Source organism: Seohaeicola nanhaiensis (assembly GCF_042654245.1).
Taxonomy (GTDB): domain Bacteria; phylum Pseudomonadota; class Alphaproteobacteria; order Rhodobacterales; family Rhodobacteraceae; genus Seohaeicola_A; species Seohaeicola_A nanhaiensis.
This window is the reverse complement of record NZ_JBHSGI010000024.1, coordinates 535,132-552,163: the sequence shown is the minus strand read 5'-3', so window position 1 is coordinate 552,163 and position 17,032 is coordinate 535,132. Positions and strand designations below refer to the sequence as shown.

20 protein-coding genes are annotated in these 17,032 nt (G+C 66.6%); 8 read left to right on the top strand and 12 right to left on the bottom strand.

Translation table 11 applies throughout. From position 1 onward, the window contains the following. Positions 1-66: 66 nt before the first annotated feature. Entirely contained in the window at positions 67-1,413 is a 1,347-nt protein-coding gene (locus ACFO5X_RS17170) for a sensor histidine kinase (RefSeq protein WP_380719155.1), read from the top strand. Positions 1,414-1,472: 59 nt separating this feature from the next. On the opposite strand, the gene ACFO5X_RS17165 is transcribed toward ACFO5X_RS17170, so the two are convergent. After that, positions 1,473-2,069 carry a biotin transporter BioY gene (locus ACFO5X_RS17165; RefSeq protein WP_380719153.1) on the bottom strand — a complete coding sequence of 199 codons (597 nt, stop codon included), beginning with the start codon at positions 2,067-2,069 and terminating at the stop codon, positions 1,473-1,475. 167 nt (positions 2,070-2,236) lie between these two features. Between ACFO5X_RS17165 and ACFO5X_RS17160 the strand changes: the two genes are divergently transcribed. Further along, positions 2,237-2,494 (top strand): DUF6455 family protein, encoded by a 258-nt coding sequence (locus ACFO5X_RS17160; RefSeq protein ID WP_380719151.1) that lies wholly within the window; start codon positions 2,237-2,239, stop codon positions 2,492-2,494. Position 2,495: 1 nt separating this feature from the next. Here the strand turns inward: ACFO5X_RS17160 and ACFO5X_RS17155 are convergent, their stop codons facing one another. Further along, a complete protein-coding gene (locus ACFO5X_RS17155; RefSeq protein ID WP_380719149.1) occupies positions 2,496-2,948 on the bottom strand; it encodes a DUF6314 family protein in 453 nt (150 codons plus the stop codon). An 86-nt stretch (positions 2,949-3,034) separates the two neighbouring features. Here ACFO5X_RS17155 and purB point away from each other — a divergent pair, with 86 nt between their 5' ends. From purB to ACFO5X_RS17130, 5 genes are all read left to right on the top strand, one after another. Further along, the gene (purB, locus tag ACFO5X_RS17150; RefSeq protein ID WP_380719147.1) at positions 3,035-4,339 is read left to right on the top strand and encodes an adenylosuccinate lyase; all 1,305 of its coding nucleotides are present in this window, start codon (positions 3,035-3,037) and stop codon (positions 4,337-4,339) included. 170 nt (positions 4,340-4,509) lie between these two features. Continuing rightward, the gene (locus ACFO5X_RS17145) at positions 4,510-4,668 is read left to right on the top strand and encodes an adenylosuccinate lyase (protein WP_380719145.1); all 159 of its coding nucleotides are present in this window, start codon (positions 4,510-4,512) and stop codon (positions 4,666-4,668) included. Positions 4,669-4,769: 101 nt separating this feature from the next. Then, the gene (locus ACFO5X_RS17140; RefSeq protein WP_380719143.1) at positions 4,770-5,312 is read left to right on the top strand and encodes a tetratricopeptide repeat protein; all 543 of its coding nucleotides are present in this window, start codon (positions 4,770-4,772) and stop codon (positions 5,310-5,312) included. A 209-nt stretch (positions 5,313-5,521) separates the two neighbouring features. Beyond that, entirely contained in the window at positions 5,522-6,571 is a 1,050-nt protein-coding gene (locus tag ACFO5X_RS17135) for a flagellar motor switch protein FliG (protein WP_380719548.1), read from the top strand. 98 nt (positions 6,572-6,669) lie between these two features. Continuing rightward, positions 6,670-7,605, top strand: coding sequence for a lysophospholipid acyltransferase family protein (locus tag ACFO5X_RS17130; protein WP_380719141.1), 936 nt, complete (start codon positions 6,670-6,672; stop codon positions 7,603-7,605). Positions 7,606-7,624: 19 nt separating this feature from the next. Here ACFO5X_RS17130 and ACFO5X_RS17125 read toward each other — a convergent pair whose 3' ends face one another. Further along, entirely contained in the window at positions 7,625-8,323 is a 699-nt protein-coding gene (locus tag ACFO5X_RS17125) for a DUF1223 domain-containing protein (protein ID WP_380719139.1), read from the bottom strand. A 237-nt stretch (positions 8,324-8,560) separates the two neighbouring features. Between ACFO5X_RS17125 and acnA the strand changes: the two genes are divergently transcribed. Next, positions 8,561-11,248: an aconitate hydratase AcnA gene (gene acnA, locus ACFO5X_RS17120; protein ID WP_380719137.1), complete on the top strand. Its 2,688-nt coding sequence runs from the start codon at positions 8,561-8,563 to the stop codon at positions 11,246-11,248. 75 nt (positions 11,249-11,323) lie between these two features. On the opposite strand, the gene ACFO5X_RS17115 is transcribed toward acnA, so the two are convergent. From ACFO5X_RS17115 to secF, 9 genes are all read right to left on the bottom strand, one after another. Next, entirely contained in the window at positions 11,324-11,956 is a 633-nt protein-coding gene (locus ACFO5X_RS17115) for a hypothetical protein (protein ID WP_380719135.1), read from the bottom strand. An 83-nt stretch (positions 11,957-12,039) separates the two neighbouring features. Continuing rightward, positions 12,040-12,579, bottom strand: coding sequence for a DsbE family thiol:disulfide interchange protein (locus tag ACFO5X_RS17110; protein WP_380719133.1), 540 nt, complete (start codon positions 12,577-12,579; stop codon positions 12,040-12,042). Continuing rightward, positions 12,572-12,730 carry a heme exporter protein CcmD gene (ccmD, locus tag ACFO5X_RS17105; protein ID WP_380719130.1) on the bottom strand — a complete coding sequence of 53 codons (159 nt, stop codon included), beginning with the start codon at positions 12,728-12,730 and terminating at the stop codon, positions 12,572-12,574. The genes ACFO5X_RS17110 and ccmD overlap by 8 nt, the downstream gene beginning before the upstream one ends. Next, complete coding sequence (locus ACFO5X_RS17100) at positions 12,727-13,458, bottom strand: heme ABC transporter permease (protein ID WP_380719127.1); 732 nt, start codon at positions 13,456-13,458, stop codon at positions 12,727-12,729. Before ACFO5X_RS17100 ends, ccmD begins: the two co-directional genes overlap by 4 nt. 74 nt (positions 13,459-13,532) lie before the next feature. Further along, positions 13,533-14,189: a heme exporter protein CcmB gene (gene ccmB, locus ACFO5X_RS17095; RefSeq protein WP_380719125.1), complete on the bottom strand. Its 657-nt coding sequence runs from the start codon at positions 14,187-14,189 to the stop codon at positions 13,533-13,535. Further along, positions 14,186-14,800: a heme ABC exporter ATP-binding protein CcmA gene (gene ccmA, locus ACFO5X_RS17090; RefSeq protein ID WP_380719123.1), complete on the bottom strand. Its 615-nt coding sequence runs from the start codon at positions 14,798-14,800 to the stop codon at positions 14,186-14,188. The genes ccmB and ccmA overlap by 4 nt, the downstream gene beginning before the upstream one ends. Before the next feature lie 150 nt (positions 14,801-14,950). Next, positions 14,951-15,304, bottom strand: coding sequence for an Mth938-like domain-containing protein (locus ACFO5X_RS17085; protein WP_380719121.1), 354 nt, complete (start codon positions 15,302-15,304; stop codon positions 14,951-14,953). Positions 15,305-15,316: 12 nt separating this feature from the next. Continuing rightward, entirely contained in the window at positions 15,317-16,069 is a 753-nt protein-coding gene (locus tag ACFO5X_RS17080; protein WP_380719119.1) for a TSUP family transporter, read from the bottom strand. Continuing rightward, entirely contained in the window at positions 16,062-17,030 is a 969-nt protein-coding gene (gene secF / locus ACFO5X_RS17075; RefSeq protein WP_380719117.1) for a protein translocase subunit SecF, read from the bottom strand. The genes ACFO5X_RS17080 and secF overlap by 8 nt, the downstream gene beginning before the upstream one ends. Positions 17,031-17,032: the final 2 nt, after the last annotated feature.

Genomic DNA, 17,032 nt, shown 5'->3' with positions numbered 1-17,032 from the left:
CGTAAACGTAAACTCACCCTAGCCTACGCCGAAATCCCCCGATCACGACCGCGTGAAGGGCCTGGAATGGGCAACAGGGCAGAGATCAACCGGCTCAGGCTGGTCGAGTTTCCGTCGCGTGCGGAGGCTCTGCTGCGATTTTCCGCCATCTTCTCCGGCGGAGTCATCCTCAACTACTTCTGGCAGTGGCACGCCGTCTGGTTCTGGCTTGCCGGCTATTTCGGGGTGATGGCGGTCTATTGGCGGTTTCTCTCCTCCCGGCCGCCCGCCCCCTCCAACCGTGATGTCACCGTCGCGCATGGCCTTTTCCTGCTGCTGTTGGTCGCCTTCATCTGGCTGCCCATCCGCGCCATGATGGAACCCAGCGTGCCCATCGCCTTTACCTCCACCGCCGCCTATGCCTGTCTGCTCGTCTTCCTGATCTGGCGCGGCGAAAGCGCGCTGACCATCATCTGGGGCACCGTGGCAACCCTGTTCTGCGCCCATGTCGCGCTGCTGGTTCACTATCTGCCGCTGGCGCAGGCCACGTCCCAGCAGGTGATCATGGCCGTCGCCGGCCTCGCCTCGATCGGCTATCTCGCTCAGGCGATGCTGACCCAGCGCGCCCGCGCCCGGGAGACCATGCAGAGCCTGCGTCGCAATGCCGAGGCACAGAGACTCGAAGCCATCGGCCAGGTCGCCGGTGGAATCGCCCATCAGTTCAACAATTCCCTGACGGCGATCCAGGGCAATCTGGAACTCGCCGCCCTCTCGTCTGACGACGCCGAACGCCAGGAACTTCTGGGCGAGGCCCATGCAGCCGCGCTGCGCTCGGCCGAACTGGTGCGCCAGCTGCTCGCCTATACCCGCTCCGCGCGGATGACCCGGGCCCGCATCGTCCTGCGCCGGGCCATGGACCAGGTCGCCACGGGTGCCAGGGCGGTCCTGCCCTCGTCGATCACGCTGGTGATCGAGCCGCCCCCAGCCGACCTGACGGTCGTGACCGACGAATCCCAGCTTGTCGCCGTGCTGCTCCAGCTGATTGCCAACGCCCGCGATGCGATGCCCAACGGCGGGCGCATCACCCTCCGGTCCCGCACGGTTGCCGACCTGCGCAGCCACCTGATGCCCGATGGCAGCTTCCTGCCTCCGGGGGCCTATGTCGCGATCGAGGTCTGCGACAGCGGCACCGGCATTCCCCGCGACCTGATCGGACGCGTCACCGATCCCTTCTTCTCCACCAAACCCGTCGGCATCGGCAGCGGCATGGGCCTCGCCGTTGCAACCGGCTTTGCCCGCCAGTCCGGCGGCGGGATGACCATCGCCTCTTCTGCCAAAGGCACGGTAATCACCCTCATCCTTCCCGCCGCGACGGTCGACTCAGATCTGCCGCAGGTGCCGCCGGCGCGCACGGCCTCCCGGGTCACACGCTAGGCCGGAAACGAAAAAGGCCGGGCACCAGTGCCCGGCCGTCTTACGTCACCTGGCGTGCTTCAGCGCGCCTTGCCCACCAGCTTCCAGGCGGCGGGCAGCAGCAGCGCGGCCAGCACCAGCTTCAGCGCGTCGCCCAGCAGAAAGTTGGTCATGCCCCACTGCATCACCCAGGCCGCGCCCTTGTCGGCCAGGAACAGGTAAGCCATCCAGGGCATCCCGAAGGCATAGACCACAGCATTGCCGATCAGCAGCGCAGCGACCATGCCGCCCACGCTCCGCGACCATCCGCGCTCGGCCAGCCAGCCGACAAGACCCGCCGCCACGGCGAAGCCCACCAGATAGCCGCCCGTCGGGCCCGCCATATAGGCCAGTCCGGCGCCCTCGCCGGTGAAGACGGTCACACCCAGCGCGCCCAGTGCGAGATAGCCCAGCAGCGTCGCCAGCCCCAGCCGCGCGCCATAGGCCGCGCCCAGCGTCAGAACCGCGAAGGTCTGCATGGTCACCGGCACCGGCCACATCGGCACGCGGATGTTCGCGGCCACGGTCAGCAGCGCGATGCCCGCCACCACCAGCGCGACCTGCTTGGCACGCAGCCCCAGGCCCTCGCTCGGCCCCACCACCTCGGCCAGTGCGCCGCGGTTCATTGCAATCGTCATGTCCCGGTCTCCTCATCGTCCCTAGGGTTGTCCGATTGATGCCCCAGCCCGCCCGGTGCCGCAAGCGGCGATTTGCAGATGCAGCATTGGTATACCCTTGATCCAGATCATGGTTCTTGAAGGCAGCGGCGTGCGATCAGGGGTCATCCGCACATATGGAGACTGACATGGGCTTCCTCACCCGCATCGCACAAAGCGCCGATCTCGTGACCGGCATGGCCGACCGGCTCGACATCGCCCTCGACGACCGCCTGCTGCACCATCCCGAACAGGAATCGTATCGCCTGCGCGGCATGATCATGCGCTGCGCCGGCTGCGCCGAAAAGTCGGCCTGCGCCACGCTGCAGAGCGGCAACACCCATCTCGATGCCGCGCCGGCCTACTGCCGCAACCGCGATGCGCTCGCGGCGATGCAAGTCGCCTGAGTCAGGCCCGCCGATAGACCGTGACCATCCGGTAGTCCTTGCGCGGGCCGCTCACCTGCCAGCGCACCCGGAACTCCGGCCAGCCGGTGAAATCATAGGCACCGACATAAAGGTCGGGCGCGCAATCGTGCCGGTCCTCCTGGATCAGGTCCTCGGTCGCAATGCGGTGGAACAGCCGCCCGTCCTCGAAGCACACCGCGATTCCGCCCTCGGGACGCGGCCGCCAGAGATACCGCCGTGTGCCGCTCAGCCGCCGGCCGTCGCCCAGCGTCATCTCGACAGCCTCGTCATAGACCAGCCCGTCGCCCTCCTGCGCAAAGACCGCCGTTCCCTCGGCCGTCAGCCGTTCACCCGCCTTTGCGTCGTCGATCACCCGCTCCAGCGTCCAGCGCCCGGCAAAGGCCTCAATCTCCGGCACCTTCTCCGCGACCCCCGCAAAGGCATTCCGTCCCATCCCGCCGCTCCCGCCTTGCCGCGCCTGCCCGCGCAGTCTAAGAGGCCGCCATCCCCGATGTCCAACCCCAACAGGTGCCGTCCGATATGATCCCCCGCTATTCCCGTCCCGACATGGTCGCCATCTGGTCCCCCGAAACGCGGTTCCGCATCTGGTTCGAGATCGAGGCCCATGCCTGCGACGCGATGGCCGCGCTCGGCGTGATCCCGAAAGAGAACGCCGAAGCCGTGTGGAAGGCGAAGGACGTCCAGTTCGACACCGCGCGCATCGACGAGATCGAGGCCGTCACCAAACATGACGTCATCGCCTTCCTGACCCACCTCGCGGAGCATATCGGCTCGGACGAGGCCCGCTTCGTCCACCAGGGCATGACCTCCTCCGACGTGCTCGACACCTGCTTCAACGTCCAGCTCACCCGCGCCGCGGACCTGCTGATCGCCGATGTCGAAAAGCTGCTCGCCGCGCTGAAGAAACGTGCCTACGAACACAAGGACACCGTCCGCATCGGCCGCAGCCACGGCATCCACGCCGAGCCGACGACCATGGGCCTGACCTTCGCCCGCTTTTATGCCGAGATGGACCGCAACCTGCGCCGCCTGCGCGCGGCGCGCGAGGAAATCGCCACCGGCGCAATCTCCGGCGCAGTCGGCACCTTCGCCAACATCGACCCGCGCGTCGAGGAACATGTCTGCAAGATGCTGGGTCTCACGCCCGAGCCGATTTCCACCCAAGTGATTCCCCGCGATCGCCACGCCGCCTTCTTCGCGGCGCTCGGCGTCGTCGGCAGCTCGATCGAGAACATCGCCATCGAAATCCGCCACATGCAGCGCACCGAAGTGCTGGAGGCCGAGGAGTTCTTCTCCAAGGGCCAGAAGGGCAGCTCGGCCATGCCGCACAAGCGCAACCCGGTGCTCTCGGAAAACCTCACCGGCCTCGCCCGCCTCGTGCGCATGGCCGTGGTGCCCGCGCTCGAGAACGTGGCGCTCTGGCATGAACGCGACATCTCGCATTCGTCGGTCGAGCGCAACATCGGCCCCGACACCACCGTGACGCTCGACTTCGCGCTGGGCCGCCTGACAGGTCTGATCGAGAATCTCGTGGTTTACCCGGACAACATGATGCGGAACATGAACAAATTCCGCGGCCTCGTGATGTCGCAGCGCGTGCTGCTGGCCCTCACCCAGGCCGGCGTTAGCCGCGAGGATTCCTATCGCCTGGTGCAGCGCAACGCGATGAAGGTCTGGGAACAGGGCGCCGACTTCAAGACCGAGTTGCTGGCCGACCCCGAGGTGACCGCCGCGCTCTCGCCCGCCGAAATCGAGGAAAAGTTCGACCTCGGCTATCACACCAAGCACGTCGACACGATCTTCGCCCGCGTCTTCGGCGCCTGACTCCGCCACCGGCGCCGTTTTCCGGCACGGAAAACGACCGGAAAATTTGCAGTTTTCCGGCGCCTGACGGCGGCGGCGCACACGCTGGCGTGATCGCCGCGGAAATCGTTTTGCGCGACGCCCCGCCCGCGTTACCCTCCGGTGCATCAGGTTCACCGGAGGTTGACATCATGACGTTCAGGATTGCCTTGACCACCCTCGCCCTCGCGCTGGCCCCGGTCGCCAGCCTTGCCCAATGCCTGGGCCACGACCAGAAGGCGCAATCCTGCGCCGCCGGTCACGCCTGGGACGACGCCACCAAATCCTGTGTGAAGCAGATCACCAGCTGATCCGCCGATCCCGTGTAACGATTAACCGGACGCCCCCCGGCCCCCGGCATTCCGCCGGCGGGTCGCGCGGTGCCCTGTAGTAGATCAGAACGGAGTTACCCATGCGCATCGCAACCGCCCTCGCCCTCGTCCTGCCGCTCTCCCTGCCCGGTCTGGCCCTGGCCGCCGGCAGCGACTCGACCACACCACCGAAACCGACAGCGACCACGCAAAGCTGCACCGGCGTTCAGGTCTGGGACGAGAAGGTGCAGAAATGCGTCGACCCCAAGAAATCGGACCTCGGCTCGGACACGCTCTATGAGGCGGTGCGCGAACTGGCCTATGCCGGCCGCTACACCGATGCGCAGGCCGTGCTGGCGGCGATGCCCGACCAGTCGGACGACCGCGTGCTGACCTACTGGGGTTTCACCCACCGCAAGATGGGTCATGCCGACCAGGCCCAGGCCTTCTACGACAAGGCTCTTGCGCGCAATCCCGACAACCTGCTCGCCCGCTCCTACATGGGCCAGGGCCTGGTCGCGCAGGGCCGGATCGACGGCGCCATCGCCCAATGGCGCGAGATCAAGGCGCGTGGCGGCGAAGGCACCTGGGCCGAAGCCTCGCTGCGCGAGGCGATCCGCACCGGCGCAACCTACAGCTACTGATCCGTTTCAACGTTTCTTTACGCCTGCCGCCCTAGAGTGCCCCCATCCCCCGGGACAGGGGGCACAAGGGCTGAATCGGGCGTGGAATGAACGACGACGCGATGGCGAACCTGCCGGCGATGCCGGCTTTGCGCATGAATTTGCCGGGAAGCGCGCTGCCGATGGCGCGCCCCATGGCCGAGATGCCCGGGGCCGCCGCGGCGCAGGGTATGTCTTCGCCCGACAAGGGCGGGGTCAAGGTGCCCCGCCCGCTCGACATGCGCGCCAAGGCGGCGATCATCGTGCGCCTGCTGCTGAACGAAGGCGCCGACATCCCGCTGGAAGACCTGCCCGACGATCTTCAGGCCAGCCTGACCCAGCAGATGGGCCGCATGGGCCTGATCGACCGGGTGACGCTTGAGGCTGTCGTTGCCGAATTCGCCGATGCGCTGGAAAGCGTCGGCCTCTCCTTCCCCAAGGGTCTCGCCGGCGCGCTCGACGCACTTGATGGCAAGATCAGCCCGCAGACCGCCGCGCGCCTGCGCAAAGAGGCCGGCGTGCGCCAACTCGGCGATCCCTGGGCCCGCCTGCGCGATCTCGACGTCGACACGCTGCTTCCCTTCTTCGAGGCGGAAAGCACCGAGGTGGCGGCCGTCCTGCTTTCCAAGCTCGACACCGCCAAGGCCGCCCAGGCACTGGCAAAACTGCCCGGTCCCCTGGCCCGGCGGGTCACCTATGCGATGTCCCTCACCGCCTCCGTCACGCCCGAGGCGGTGGATCGTATCGGCCTCTCCCTCGCGGCGCAGCTCGACGACATCCCACCCCGCGCCTTCAAGTCCGCACCGGGCGTGCGGGTCGGCGCGATCCTGAACCAGTCCGCCGCGCGCACCCGCGACGACGTGCTGACGTCGCTCGATGAAACGGACGCCGAATTCGCCGGCGAGGTGCGCAAGGAGATCTTCACCTTCGCCCATGTCTCCATTCGCGTCGGGCCGCGCGATGTTCCCGCGGTGGTGCGCGCCGTCGACGCCGATACGCTGGTTCTGGCCATGGCCGGCTCCACCGACGACCAGACCTCGGGCGTGGTCGATTTCCTGCTCTCCAACATGTCCTCGCGCATGGCCGACAATCTGCGCGAAGAGATCGAGGGCAAGGGCAAGGTCCGCCCCAAGGACGCCGAGGCCGCGATGAACGCCGTGGTCGGCGTCATCCGCAAGATGGCCGACGAGGGCGAGATCGAGCTGCTCAACCCAGACGAACGCTTCGAGGAAGAGGAATAGCGCCCGCACCCGACGTCACGACACCGCCCCCCCGCGCTTGAGATCGCGTGCACAGGCCTATATGTCTGGCACCGCAATTCTGATGGGGCCGACAGACCTTGCCCGCCGATCCTTCCACGCTCTCGCGCCGCGCCCGCGCCGGCTATTTCCTGGCCAATATCGGCCTGCGCGGCATGATTGGCGCGGCCCTGCTGCTGCCCTATCGCTGGCGCGTCCCGGCGATGGGCTGGATCGTCTCGCGCATCGTCGCCCCCCTCGCCGGCCTGCGCAAGCGCATCCGCGACAACCTCGCCCTCGCCCGGCCGGATCTTCCGGCGCACGAGGTCGCGCACCTGCTGCGCGCCGTGCCCGACAACGCGGGCCGCACCCTGATCGAATTCTATTCCGGCCAGCCCTTCCTCGACCGCGCCCGCGCCGCCCCAATCACCGGCCCCGGCCTCGCCGCTCTGGAAGAGGCGCGCGCGCAGGGCCGCCCGGTGATCCTCATCACCGGCCATTTCGGCAATTACGACGTGCTGCGCGCCAATCTCTTCCACCGCGGACACCCGATGGGCGCGCTCTACCGGCGCATGGCCAACCCCTGGTTCAACGAACATTACACCGCCGCGATCAAGGCGATCGGCGAGCCGATGTGGGAACAGGGGCGGCGCGGGATGATGGAGATGGTGCGCCACCTCAAGGACGGCGGCATCATCGCCATCGCCGCCGACCTGCACGTCCACGGCGGCAGGGAACTCACCTTTTTCGGCCAACCCGCCGTCAGCTCGGTCGTCTCTGCCGAACTCGCCCTGAAATACGACGCGCTGCTGATCCCGATCTACGTCGTCCGCCAGCCCAATGGCCTCGATTTCGAGATCGAGATGCACGCCCCCATTGCGCATTCCGACCCCGAAACGATGACGCAGGCCGTACACGACGATCTGGAGGCGCTGGTGCGCCGGCACATGGATCAGTGGTTCTGGATTCACCGCCGCTGGAAACCCTGGATGCACCTTGGCCTCCAGCCCGGCACCTCCGCGGATCCGCCCGAATAGGACGGTCCGCAGGCCAGCCTCAGTCCAGGCGCGCCGCTCCGGCAATCGGTCCGGCGCCGGCCTGCTGCACCAGCACCACCGCCGGTGCATCACCCCGCAGCGGCGCGTGCAGCGTCGCGGGCGCCTTGCCGTCCCAACGGCCGATCACCTCCCAGTCGGTCACGACATTGGCGTAATCGAAATCATGCCCGGCATTCTCGCCCCGGGTGATATGCGAGGACCGCAGCGGATCATACCGCACCAGCTGCACATCGTAGGGCCCGCTCAGCTGGGCCAGCGGCGACAGCTGAACCACCACCTTGCCGCCGCTGCGCGCGACGTCGATCCCCACAGTGGGGTCGCTTTCGCGATACTTCAGGATCAGCTCGGCCAGCTCCATGGTCTTGACGCCCACGAGATCCTCACGCCCCTGCACGATCATCTGCGGCGTGTAGATCATCCGCCGTCCCGCCGCCGCCGCATAGGCGCGCTGGCGCACGGCATACTCCGGATCGGCAAAGGCGTCCTCCCATCCGATATAGTCCCAATAGTCCACATGCAGCGCCAGCGCGATCACGTCCTCCCGCTGGGCCAGATCGCGGAACACCGCATCGGCCGGCGGGCAGGACGAACACCCCTGCGAGGTGAACAGCTCGACCACCACCTGCGAATCGCCGGCCATCACAGGGTGCGCCAGCACGGCAAAAGCGGCGGCGAACAGGGCACGGGGCGGCGTCATCGGCGGTTTCCTTGATGTAGAAGTAAGGATAAGCTCTAGTCATCCGGGATTGTAATGACCAATCAAGGTTTCTTGAAACCGCATCCACAGGGGCGCCGCAGTCGCCCTACGGTCACATTGTGTGCAATGGTATACAAAAAACGCCGCACCCCGCCGGATAGCTATTGAACGCAGGGCCTGCCTGATGCAGAAGGCCCCCAGCGAATTCCCCTGTTTCAGCATTAAGGGAGGCCACGCATGCCCATCACCGTCGGACACGATACCGCCAAGACACGCAAATCGCTGAGCGTGAACGGCAAATCCATTGCCTATTACTCGATCCCCGCCGCCACTGCCGCCGGCCTTGGCGACTTCTCCAGGCTCCCCGCCTCGCTGAAGGTGGTGCTGGAAAACATGCTGCGCTTCGAGGACGGCAAGACCGTCTCGGTCGATGACATCAAGGCCTTCGCCGAATGGGCCGATAAGGGCGGCAAGAACCCGCGCGAGATCGCCTACCGCCCGGCCCGCGTGCTGATGCAGGACTTCACCGGCGTTCCCGCCGTGGTCGACCTCGCCGCCATGCGCGATGGTATCAAGGGCCTCGGCGGCGACGCCCAGAAGATCAACCCGCTGAATCCCGTCGATCTGGTCATCGACCACTCGGTCATGATCGACGAATTTGGCAACCCCCGCGCCTTCCAGATGAACGTCGACCGGGAATACGAGCGCAACATGGAGCGCTATACCTTCCTGAAGTGGGGCCAGAACGCCTTCAACAACTTCCGCGTCGTGCCGCCCGGCACCGGCATCTGCCACCAGGTGAATCTGGAATACCTGGCCCAGACCGTCTGGACCGACACCGACCAGAGCGGCGCCACAGTCGCCTACCCCGACACGCTGGTCGGCACCGACTCGCATACGACGATGGTCAACGGCCTGGCCGTTCTGGGCTGGGGCGTCGGCGGGATCGAGGCCGAGGCCGCGATGCTCGGCCAGCCCGTGTCGATGCTGATCCCCGAGGTCGTCGGCTTCAAGCTCAGCGGCGCGATGGTCGAAGGCACCACCGCCACCGACCTCGTGCTGAAAGTGGTGCAGATGCTGCGCAAGCACGGCGTGGTGAACAAGTTCGTCGAATTCTACGGCGAAGGTCTCGATCACCTGCCGCTCGCCGACCGTGCGACGATCGCCAACATGGCGCCCGAATACGGCGCCACCTGCGGCTTCTTCCCGATCGACAACGAAACCCTGCGCTACCTGCGCCAGACCGGCCGCGACGAAGACCGCATCGCCCTGGTCGAGGCCTATGCCAAGGAAAACGGCTTCTGGCGCGGCGCCGACTATGCGCCGGTCTATACCTCGACGCTCGAACTCGACATGGGCACCATCGTCCCCGCCATCTCGGGGCCCAAGCGGCCGCAGGATTTCCTGGCACTGACCGATGCCAAGGCCGGTTTCGCGCATGAGATGACCGATACCTTCAAGCGTCCGCTAGACAAGCAGGTGCCGGTCAAGGGCGAAGACTACACCATGTCCTCGGGCAAGGTCGTGATCGCCTCGATCACCTCCTGCACCAATACCTCGAACCCCTACGTGATGATCGGCGCCGGTCTCGTCGCCCGAAAGGCGCGCGAACTCGGCCTGACCCGCAAGCCCTGGGTCAAGACCTCGCTCGCTCCGGGAAGCCAGGTGGTGAGCGAATACCTCGAAGCCGCCGACCTGCAAAAGGATCTGGACGCCGTAGGCTTCAACCTCGTCGGCTATGGCTGCACCACCTGCATCGGCAACTCCGGCCCGCTGCAGCCCGAGATCTCGGCCGCCATCGCCGAGGGCGACCTCGTGGCAACCGCCGTCCTGTCGGGCAACCGCAACTTCGAAGGCCGCATCTCGCCCGACGTGCGCGCCAACTACCTGGCCTCGCCGCCGCTGGTCGTCGCCTATGCGCTGGCCGGTGACATGAACATCGACCTGACCACCGAACCGCTCGGCACCGGCAGCAACGGCCAGCCCGTCTATCTGAAGGACATCTGGCCGACCACGAAGGAAATCGCCGATCTGGTCGAACAGACCGTGACCCGCGCCGCCTTCCAGAGCAAATACGCCGACGTCTTCAAGGGCGACGAGAAGTGGCAGGCGGTCGAGATCACCGAGTCCGAAACCTACGACTGGCCGCCGACCTCGACCTACATCCAGAACCCGCCCTACTTCCAGGGCATGTCCAAGGAGAAGGGCGCGATCACCGACATCACCGGGGCGCGTGTCCTGGCGCTGCTCGGCGACATGATCACAACCGACCACATCTCGCCCGCGGGCTCCTTCAAGCCCTCCACCCCGGCCGGCCAGTATCTGACCGAACGTCAGGTGGCCCCGCGCGACTTCAACTCCTACGGCTCGCGCCGCGGAAACCATGAAGTCATGATGCGCGGCACCTTCGCCAACATCCGCATCAAGAACGAGATGCTGGATGGCGTCGAAGGCGGCTATACCCTCGGGCCCGATGGCGAGCAGACCTCGATCTACGATGCCTCCATGGCCTATCAGGCCATGGGCACGCCGCTGGTCATCTTCGCCGGGATCGAATACGGCGCCGGCTCCTCGCGCGACTGGGCGGCCAAGGGCACCGCGCTGCTGGGCGTCAAGGCAGTCATCGCCGAAAGCTTCGAGCGTATCCACCGCAGCAACCTCGTCGGCATGGGCGTCATCCCCTTCGAGTTCACCGGCGGAGACACCCGCAAGTCACTTGGCCTCAAGGGCGACGAAACCGTCTCGATCACCGGCCTGGACACCATCCAGCCGCTTCAGACCGTCCCCTGCACCATCACCTATGCGGATGGCAGCACGAAGACGATCCAGATCAAGTGCCGCATCGATACCGCGATCGAGGTCGAATACATCGAACACGGCGGCGTGCTGCACTACGTGCTGCGCGACCTGGCCAAATCGGCCTGATCGACCCGCAGAAAACCACAAAGCCCCGGCCATGCGCCGGGGCTTTTGCGTTTCAGAACCGCCGATGTCCAGTCGTCACGGCATGACCGACGCGGCCTTCACGATCAGAACGATCTGAATCAGGATTTCCTTCAAGGTCTCTGCCTCGGCCGCCTTGTTTTCCTTGACCGTCTTCTTGAACCAGGCGCGTTCCTCGTCATCGATTTCGTCGTTGGCAAACTTCTTCTTGCGCGCCTCGTATTCCTTCTGCCAGGCATCCGCCCGGCGCATCGAAAAGTCCAGCGCCGATCCCTGAACCCCACAGGCCTTCAGATCCTTTGCGCACCGTTCAGCCAGCACATTCCCATTGGCGACGTGCTTTCCATATTGCTCCAGCGCTGTCTCAATCGCCTTCCGGTTCGTTTCCTTCTTCTTGTATTGCGCCTCCAGCGCCTCGCGAAACTTGACCAGTTCCGCATGAACGAATTGCCGGTTGTCCAGCCTGTCCTTCAACTCCTTGTATTCTTTCGGATTCAAACGGGGAAAGCTGAAGTCTGCCGGCTCGGTCAGAACCGTATCGGCTGTCGGCGCCACCTTGCGGAATTTCGCATTGTACCGCATCGCCACGATTTTCTGGTGGCTGGACTTTGGCCAGCCGAACGTCTTCAGAACATCCGTAGCGGCAAATTTTTTCGGAATACGTTCGGTGCGCAGGCTGGACTCTGCCAATGGCTATCCCTTCGAGTTTCCCCACCCTAGCACAGAAACGCCCCAAAAGGCAGCGCGATACCGCCAGGCCCGAAGAAGCGCCTCTACCGCCCCAGCGCCTGCGCCAGCGCCGGCTCGAACTGCTGGTCCTTCTGGCTGCCCACCAGCGGCCCGACATAGCGATACAGCACCGTGCCGTCGCCGCCCAGGATGAAGGTCTCGGGCGGCGCGGTCACCCCCCAGTCGATCGCGCTGCGCCCCTTGGGATCAAACCCGATGGCCAGGAAGGGATTGCCCTCGTCGCCGAGATACTTCAGCGCGTCGCCTTCCTGATCCTTGAAGTTCACGCCCACCAGCCGCACGCCCCGCTTCTGCAGCTCCAGCAGATAGGGATGCTCGGCCCGGCAGGGCGGGCACCAGCTGGCCCAGAAGTTCACCACCGTCACCTCGCCCGCCGCCAGATCGGCGGCGGTCAGGCCGGGATAGCCCGGCAGGCTCTCGCCCGGCACCGCCGGGGCCGGCTGGCCGATGAACATCGACGGCAGCGTATCCTTGTCGGGCCGGAACATGCCGAATGCCGCAATCGCCACGAAGGCCAGAAAGATCAGCGGCGGCGCGATCATCAGCGGAGAGATCCTAGCCATCGCGCGCCAGCCTTTCCTCGGTCTTCGCCATCTCGGCTCGCATCCGCCGCCCCCGCCGCAGCGTGGCGCCAACCAGCACCGCCAGCAGCAGCAGCGACGCGCCATAGGCGCTCAGCACGGTGACCGCGTATTTCCCCAGCTCCGGCATCATGCCCCGGCCCGCTCCCGCGCCATCAGCGCCTTGATCCGCCGCGCCCGGATTTCGGTCCCGGTACGGTAGAGCACCAGCGCGATGAACAGCAGGACAAATCCCGCAATGCAGACCAGCAGGGGCATGTAGAAGACGTCATGCACATTCTCCTTCTCGTCCAGGCTCAGCGACGCCCCCTGATGCAGACCCTGGTTCCAGAAGTTCACCGCATAGCGGCTCAGCAGCGCAAAGACCGATCCGACCAGGCACAGCACGCCGGTCAGGTCGGCGGCGGTGTCCGGATTGTCGATCGCCTCCCACAGCGCAATATAGCCGAGGTAGAACAGGAACAGGATCAGGAAGGACGTCAGCCGCGGGTCCCAGGCCCACCAGGTGCCCCACATCGGCTGCCCCCAGATCGCACCCGTGACCAGGGCGATCAGCGTCATCACCGCCCCCACCGGCGCCGCCGCCCGCGCGGCCAGCGCGCTGACATGATGCCGCCGCACGATCCAGATCAGGGAGGCGACCAGCATCATGATCCAGGCGTTGATCGCCATCAGCGCCGAAGGCACGTGCAGATAGATAATCTTGACCGTCGACTGGAACCGCTCGGCATCCGGCGTCAGGAAAAAGCCCCAGACCAGCCCGACCGCCAGACAGCCGAAGGCCAGCGCCCAGAGCGCCGGCAGAACGCGCTCGGACGTCTCGAGGAACAGCTTCGGGTTGGCGTATCTCCAGATCGACATGGCTCCCCTCTAGCCGCTCGTCACGGCGTTCACAATTCACATCCGCGCTGGCGCGACATCCCGTCCCGCGCGCCTCAGCGCAGGTTGACCCGCAGCGCCGCCGCGCTGGCGAAGGGCAGCAGCGCCGCCGCCCCCAGCGTGATCCCGGCCAGCAGCAGCAGCGGCGTCGCCACCTCCATGCCGGCCGCCCCCCGCCGCGCCACCTCGGCGCCAAAGATCAGCGTCGGGACGTACAGCGGCAGCACCAGCAGCGACAGCAGCAGCCCGCCCCGCTTCAGCCCCACGGTCAGCGCGGCGCCGAAGGTGCCGATCACCGACAGCGCCGGCGTCCCCGCCGCCAGCGAGACGACCAGCCAGAGATAGCCCGGCCCGGGCAGGTTCAGCAGAACCCCCAGCACCGGCGCCGCCGCCACCAGCGGCAGCCCCGTGGTCAGCCAGTGCGCAAAGGCCTTCACCGCCACCGCCGCCTCCAGGGGCAGGGGCGAGGTCGCCAGCAGGTCCAGCGAGCCGTCCTCCCAGTCCAGCGCCAGGATCCGGTCCAGCGACAGCAGGCAGGCCAGCAGCGCCGCCAGCCACAGGATCCCCGGCGCGATCAGGGTCAGCAGCGCCGACTCCGGCCCCACGCCGAAGGGCACCAGAATCGTCACGATCAGGAAGAAGGCCAGCCCCAGGCCGAACCCGCCCCCGGCCCGCAGCGCCAGCCGCAGGTCGCGCAGCAACAGCGCCCTCACGCAAAGGCCCCGTCGAAATCGTCCAGCGCCGGCAGCACCGCGCGATGCCCCGACAGCTCCAGCACCTCCGCCTCAATCCCGAGGTCGATATGCGTCGCCATCAGCGCCGACCCGCCCGCCGCCAGATGTGTGCGCACCGCCCCCGCGAACCAGCCCACCGCCTCGGCGTCCAGCGACACGGTCGGCTCGTCCAGCACCCAGACCGGCCGCCCCGTGACCAGCAGCCGCGCCAGCCCCAGCCGCCGCTTCTGCCCGGCCGAGAGCGTGCCCGCCATCCGCCAGCCCAGCACCTCCAGCTGATAGGCTGCCAAGGCCGCACCGATCCCCTCGGTGCCGAAGACACTCGCCCAGAAGGCCAGGTTCTCCGCCACCGTCAGCGTCGGCTTGATCCCGTCGGCATGTCCAGCATAGGCCACCCGCTCCTCGGCCCCGGCGATCGTCCCCGCCACCGGCGGCTGCAACCCGGCGATGGTGCGCAGCAGGGTCGTCTTGCCGATCCCGTTGGGCCCGCGCAGCACCAGCGCCCGCCCCGGCGCCAGGCGCAGCGAGACCTCCGCCAGCACCGGCACCCCGCCCCGCGCCACGCTCACTCTGTCAAGGATCAGCTCCATGGCCCCGGCATAGCCAATCCCCCGCCCCCGCAAAAGGGAGAAACGCCTGCGCAGCGCGCCGCGCGCCCGGCTTCTCTGGTTGAAAAATACCTCCCGCGGAGCGCATCGCGCGGCACGCGCGATCCGGCAACCCCGCCACCGGCGCGCGGTTCAGACCGGCAGCGCCGCCAGCGCCACACGCCGCCCCTCGCTCACCAGCACGTTGTAGGTGCGGCAGGCGGCGGGCGAATTCATCGCCTCCACGCCGATCCCCGCCTCCTCCAGCGCCGCGCGCAGCGCAGACGGCAGATGCGCCACCTCGGCGCCGGTCCCGAAAAAGATCACATCGACCTTCTCCACCACGGCCAGCAGGGGCTCCAGGTCATCATAGCCGCCCCATCCAGAGGTGCCGAAGGTCCCGGTCAGCACCGCCCCCTGATACACCGCGCCGCCGATCCGGAAAAATCCCGGCCCATAGCCGTCCACCGGCCGCGCCTCGCCAAAATCGATTTCCGTCAACCGCATGATCGCTCTCCTTCAGTGCCAGACCGGCAGCCCCAGGATCGCCGAGGCGGCGATGATGACATAGGCCACACCCCGGAACAGCTTCTCGCGGGCCGGGTCAAACAGCCGCCCGCCGATCCAGTTCACCGCCATATAGGGCAGCGAAAGCAGCAGTCCCGCAATCATCGCACCCGCCTGCAACAGGCCAAATGCGGCAATAACCGCGATCATCATCAGATCGATCATCACCAGATACAGCGTCAGGTTCGCCCGGATCGCCGCAATCGGCCGCAGGCTCGCCATGTACAGCATGATCACCGGCGGCCCGGCCAGCCCCACCGATCCCGACAGCGCCCCGCCCAGGGCGCCCGTCCCCGTGACCAGCGAGGGCGTCAGCCGCCCGCGATAGCGCCACCCGGCCATCAGCGCGGCCAGCAGCCCCAGCACGGTCAGCGAGACCAGCCAGCCGAACAGTTCGGCCGGCATGTTCGCCAGCGCCAGCACGCCAATGGGCAGACCCACCGCCGCTCCCAGCGCCAGGCGCAGCACGTCGTCCTTCGCCGCCGACCGCCAGGCGCCGGCAACATTCGGCACCGGCCCCAGCAGTTCAGTCGCCATCATGAAGGTGATTGCCGCCACCGGGTTCAGCACCGTGCTGGCCACCGGCATGATGATCATCGCGCTGCCGAATCCGGCAAAGCCGCGCACGATCCCGGCGACCGACACCGCAAAAACCAGCCAGCCCAGGCCCGGCAGGGCCAGGACCTCGGCCAGGGCGTCAGGCATCTATGTCGGCGAAACGGGTGCCGGCGTTGGCGTCGGGCTTGGACCAGTCGCGCTTCACGCCCAGCATAAGCACGATGTTCTTGGCGATGTAGATCGAGGAATAGGTGCCGACGATGATGCCCCAGGTGATCGCGAAGACGAAGCCGCGGATCACGTCGCCGCCCAGCGTCAGCAGCGCGATCAGCGCGATCAGCGTCGTGCCCGAGGTCATCATGGTCCGGCTCAGCGTCTCGTTGGCCGATTTGTTCAGCACGTCGATCAGCGGCATGGTCTTGTATTTGCGCAGGTTCTCGCGGGCTCGGTCGAACACCACCACGGTGTCGTTGATCGAATAGCCCACGATGGTCAGCAGCGCCGCGATGATCGCCAGGTCGAACTTGATCTGGAACAGCGCGAACAGCCCGATGGTCAGCCCCACGTCATGCGCCAGCGCCACCACCGCCCCCACCGCGAACTGCCATTCGAACCGCAACCAGATGTAGAAGACGATGGCCGCGATGGCCGCCAGCACCGACAGCACGGCGGTCTGGATCAGCTCGCCTGACACCTTCGGCCCCACGCTCTCGACCGAGGGGAAGGTGATCGCCGGATCCACCGCCTTCAGCGCATCCTCGACGGTCTGCACCGCCTCGGGGGTGATGCTTTCCTCGCCGTCCTGCGCCTGGATGCGGATCATCGAGACATGCTTGTCCTCACCGAAGGTCGGATCGAAGACCTCGGTGATCGACACATCGCCCATGTTCAGCGGCGCCAGCGCGGCGCGGTATTCGCCCACGTCGATGGCGGTGCTCGACTCGGTGCGGATCGTCGTCCCGCCGCGGAAGTCGATGCCGAAGTTCAGCCCCATCGTGAAGAACAGGATGGTCGAGATCACCAGCAGCACGATCGACCCGCCGAAAGTGACCGAGGCATATTTGAAGAAGTTGATATTCGTGTCGTCGGGAATCAGACGCAGGCGCATAT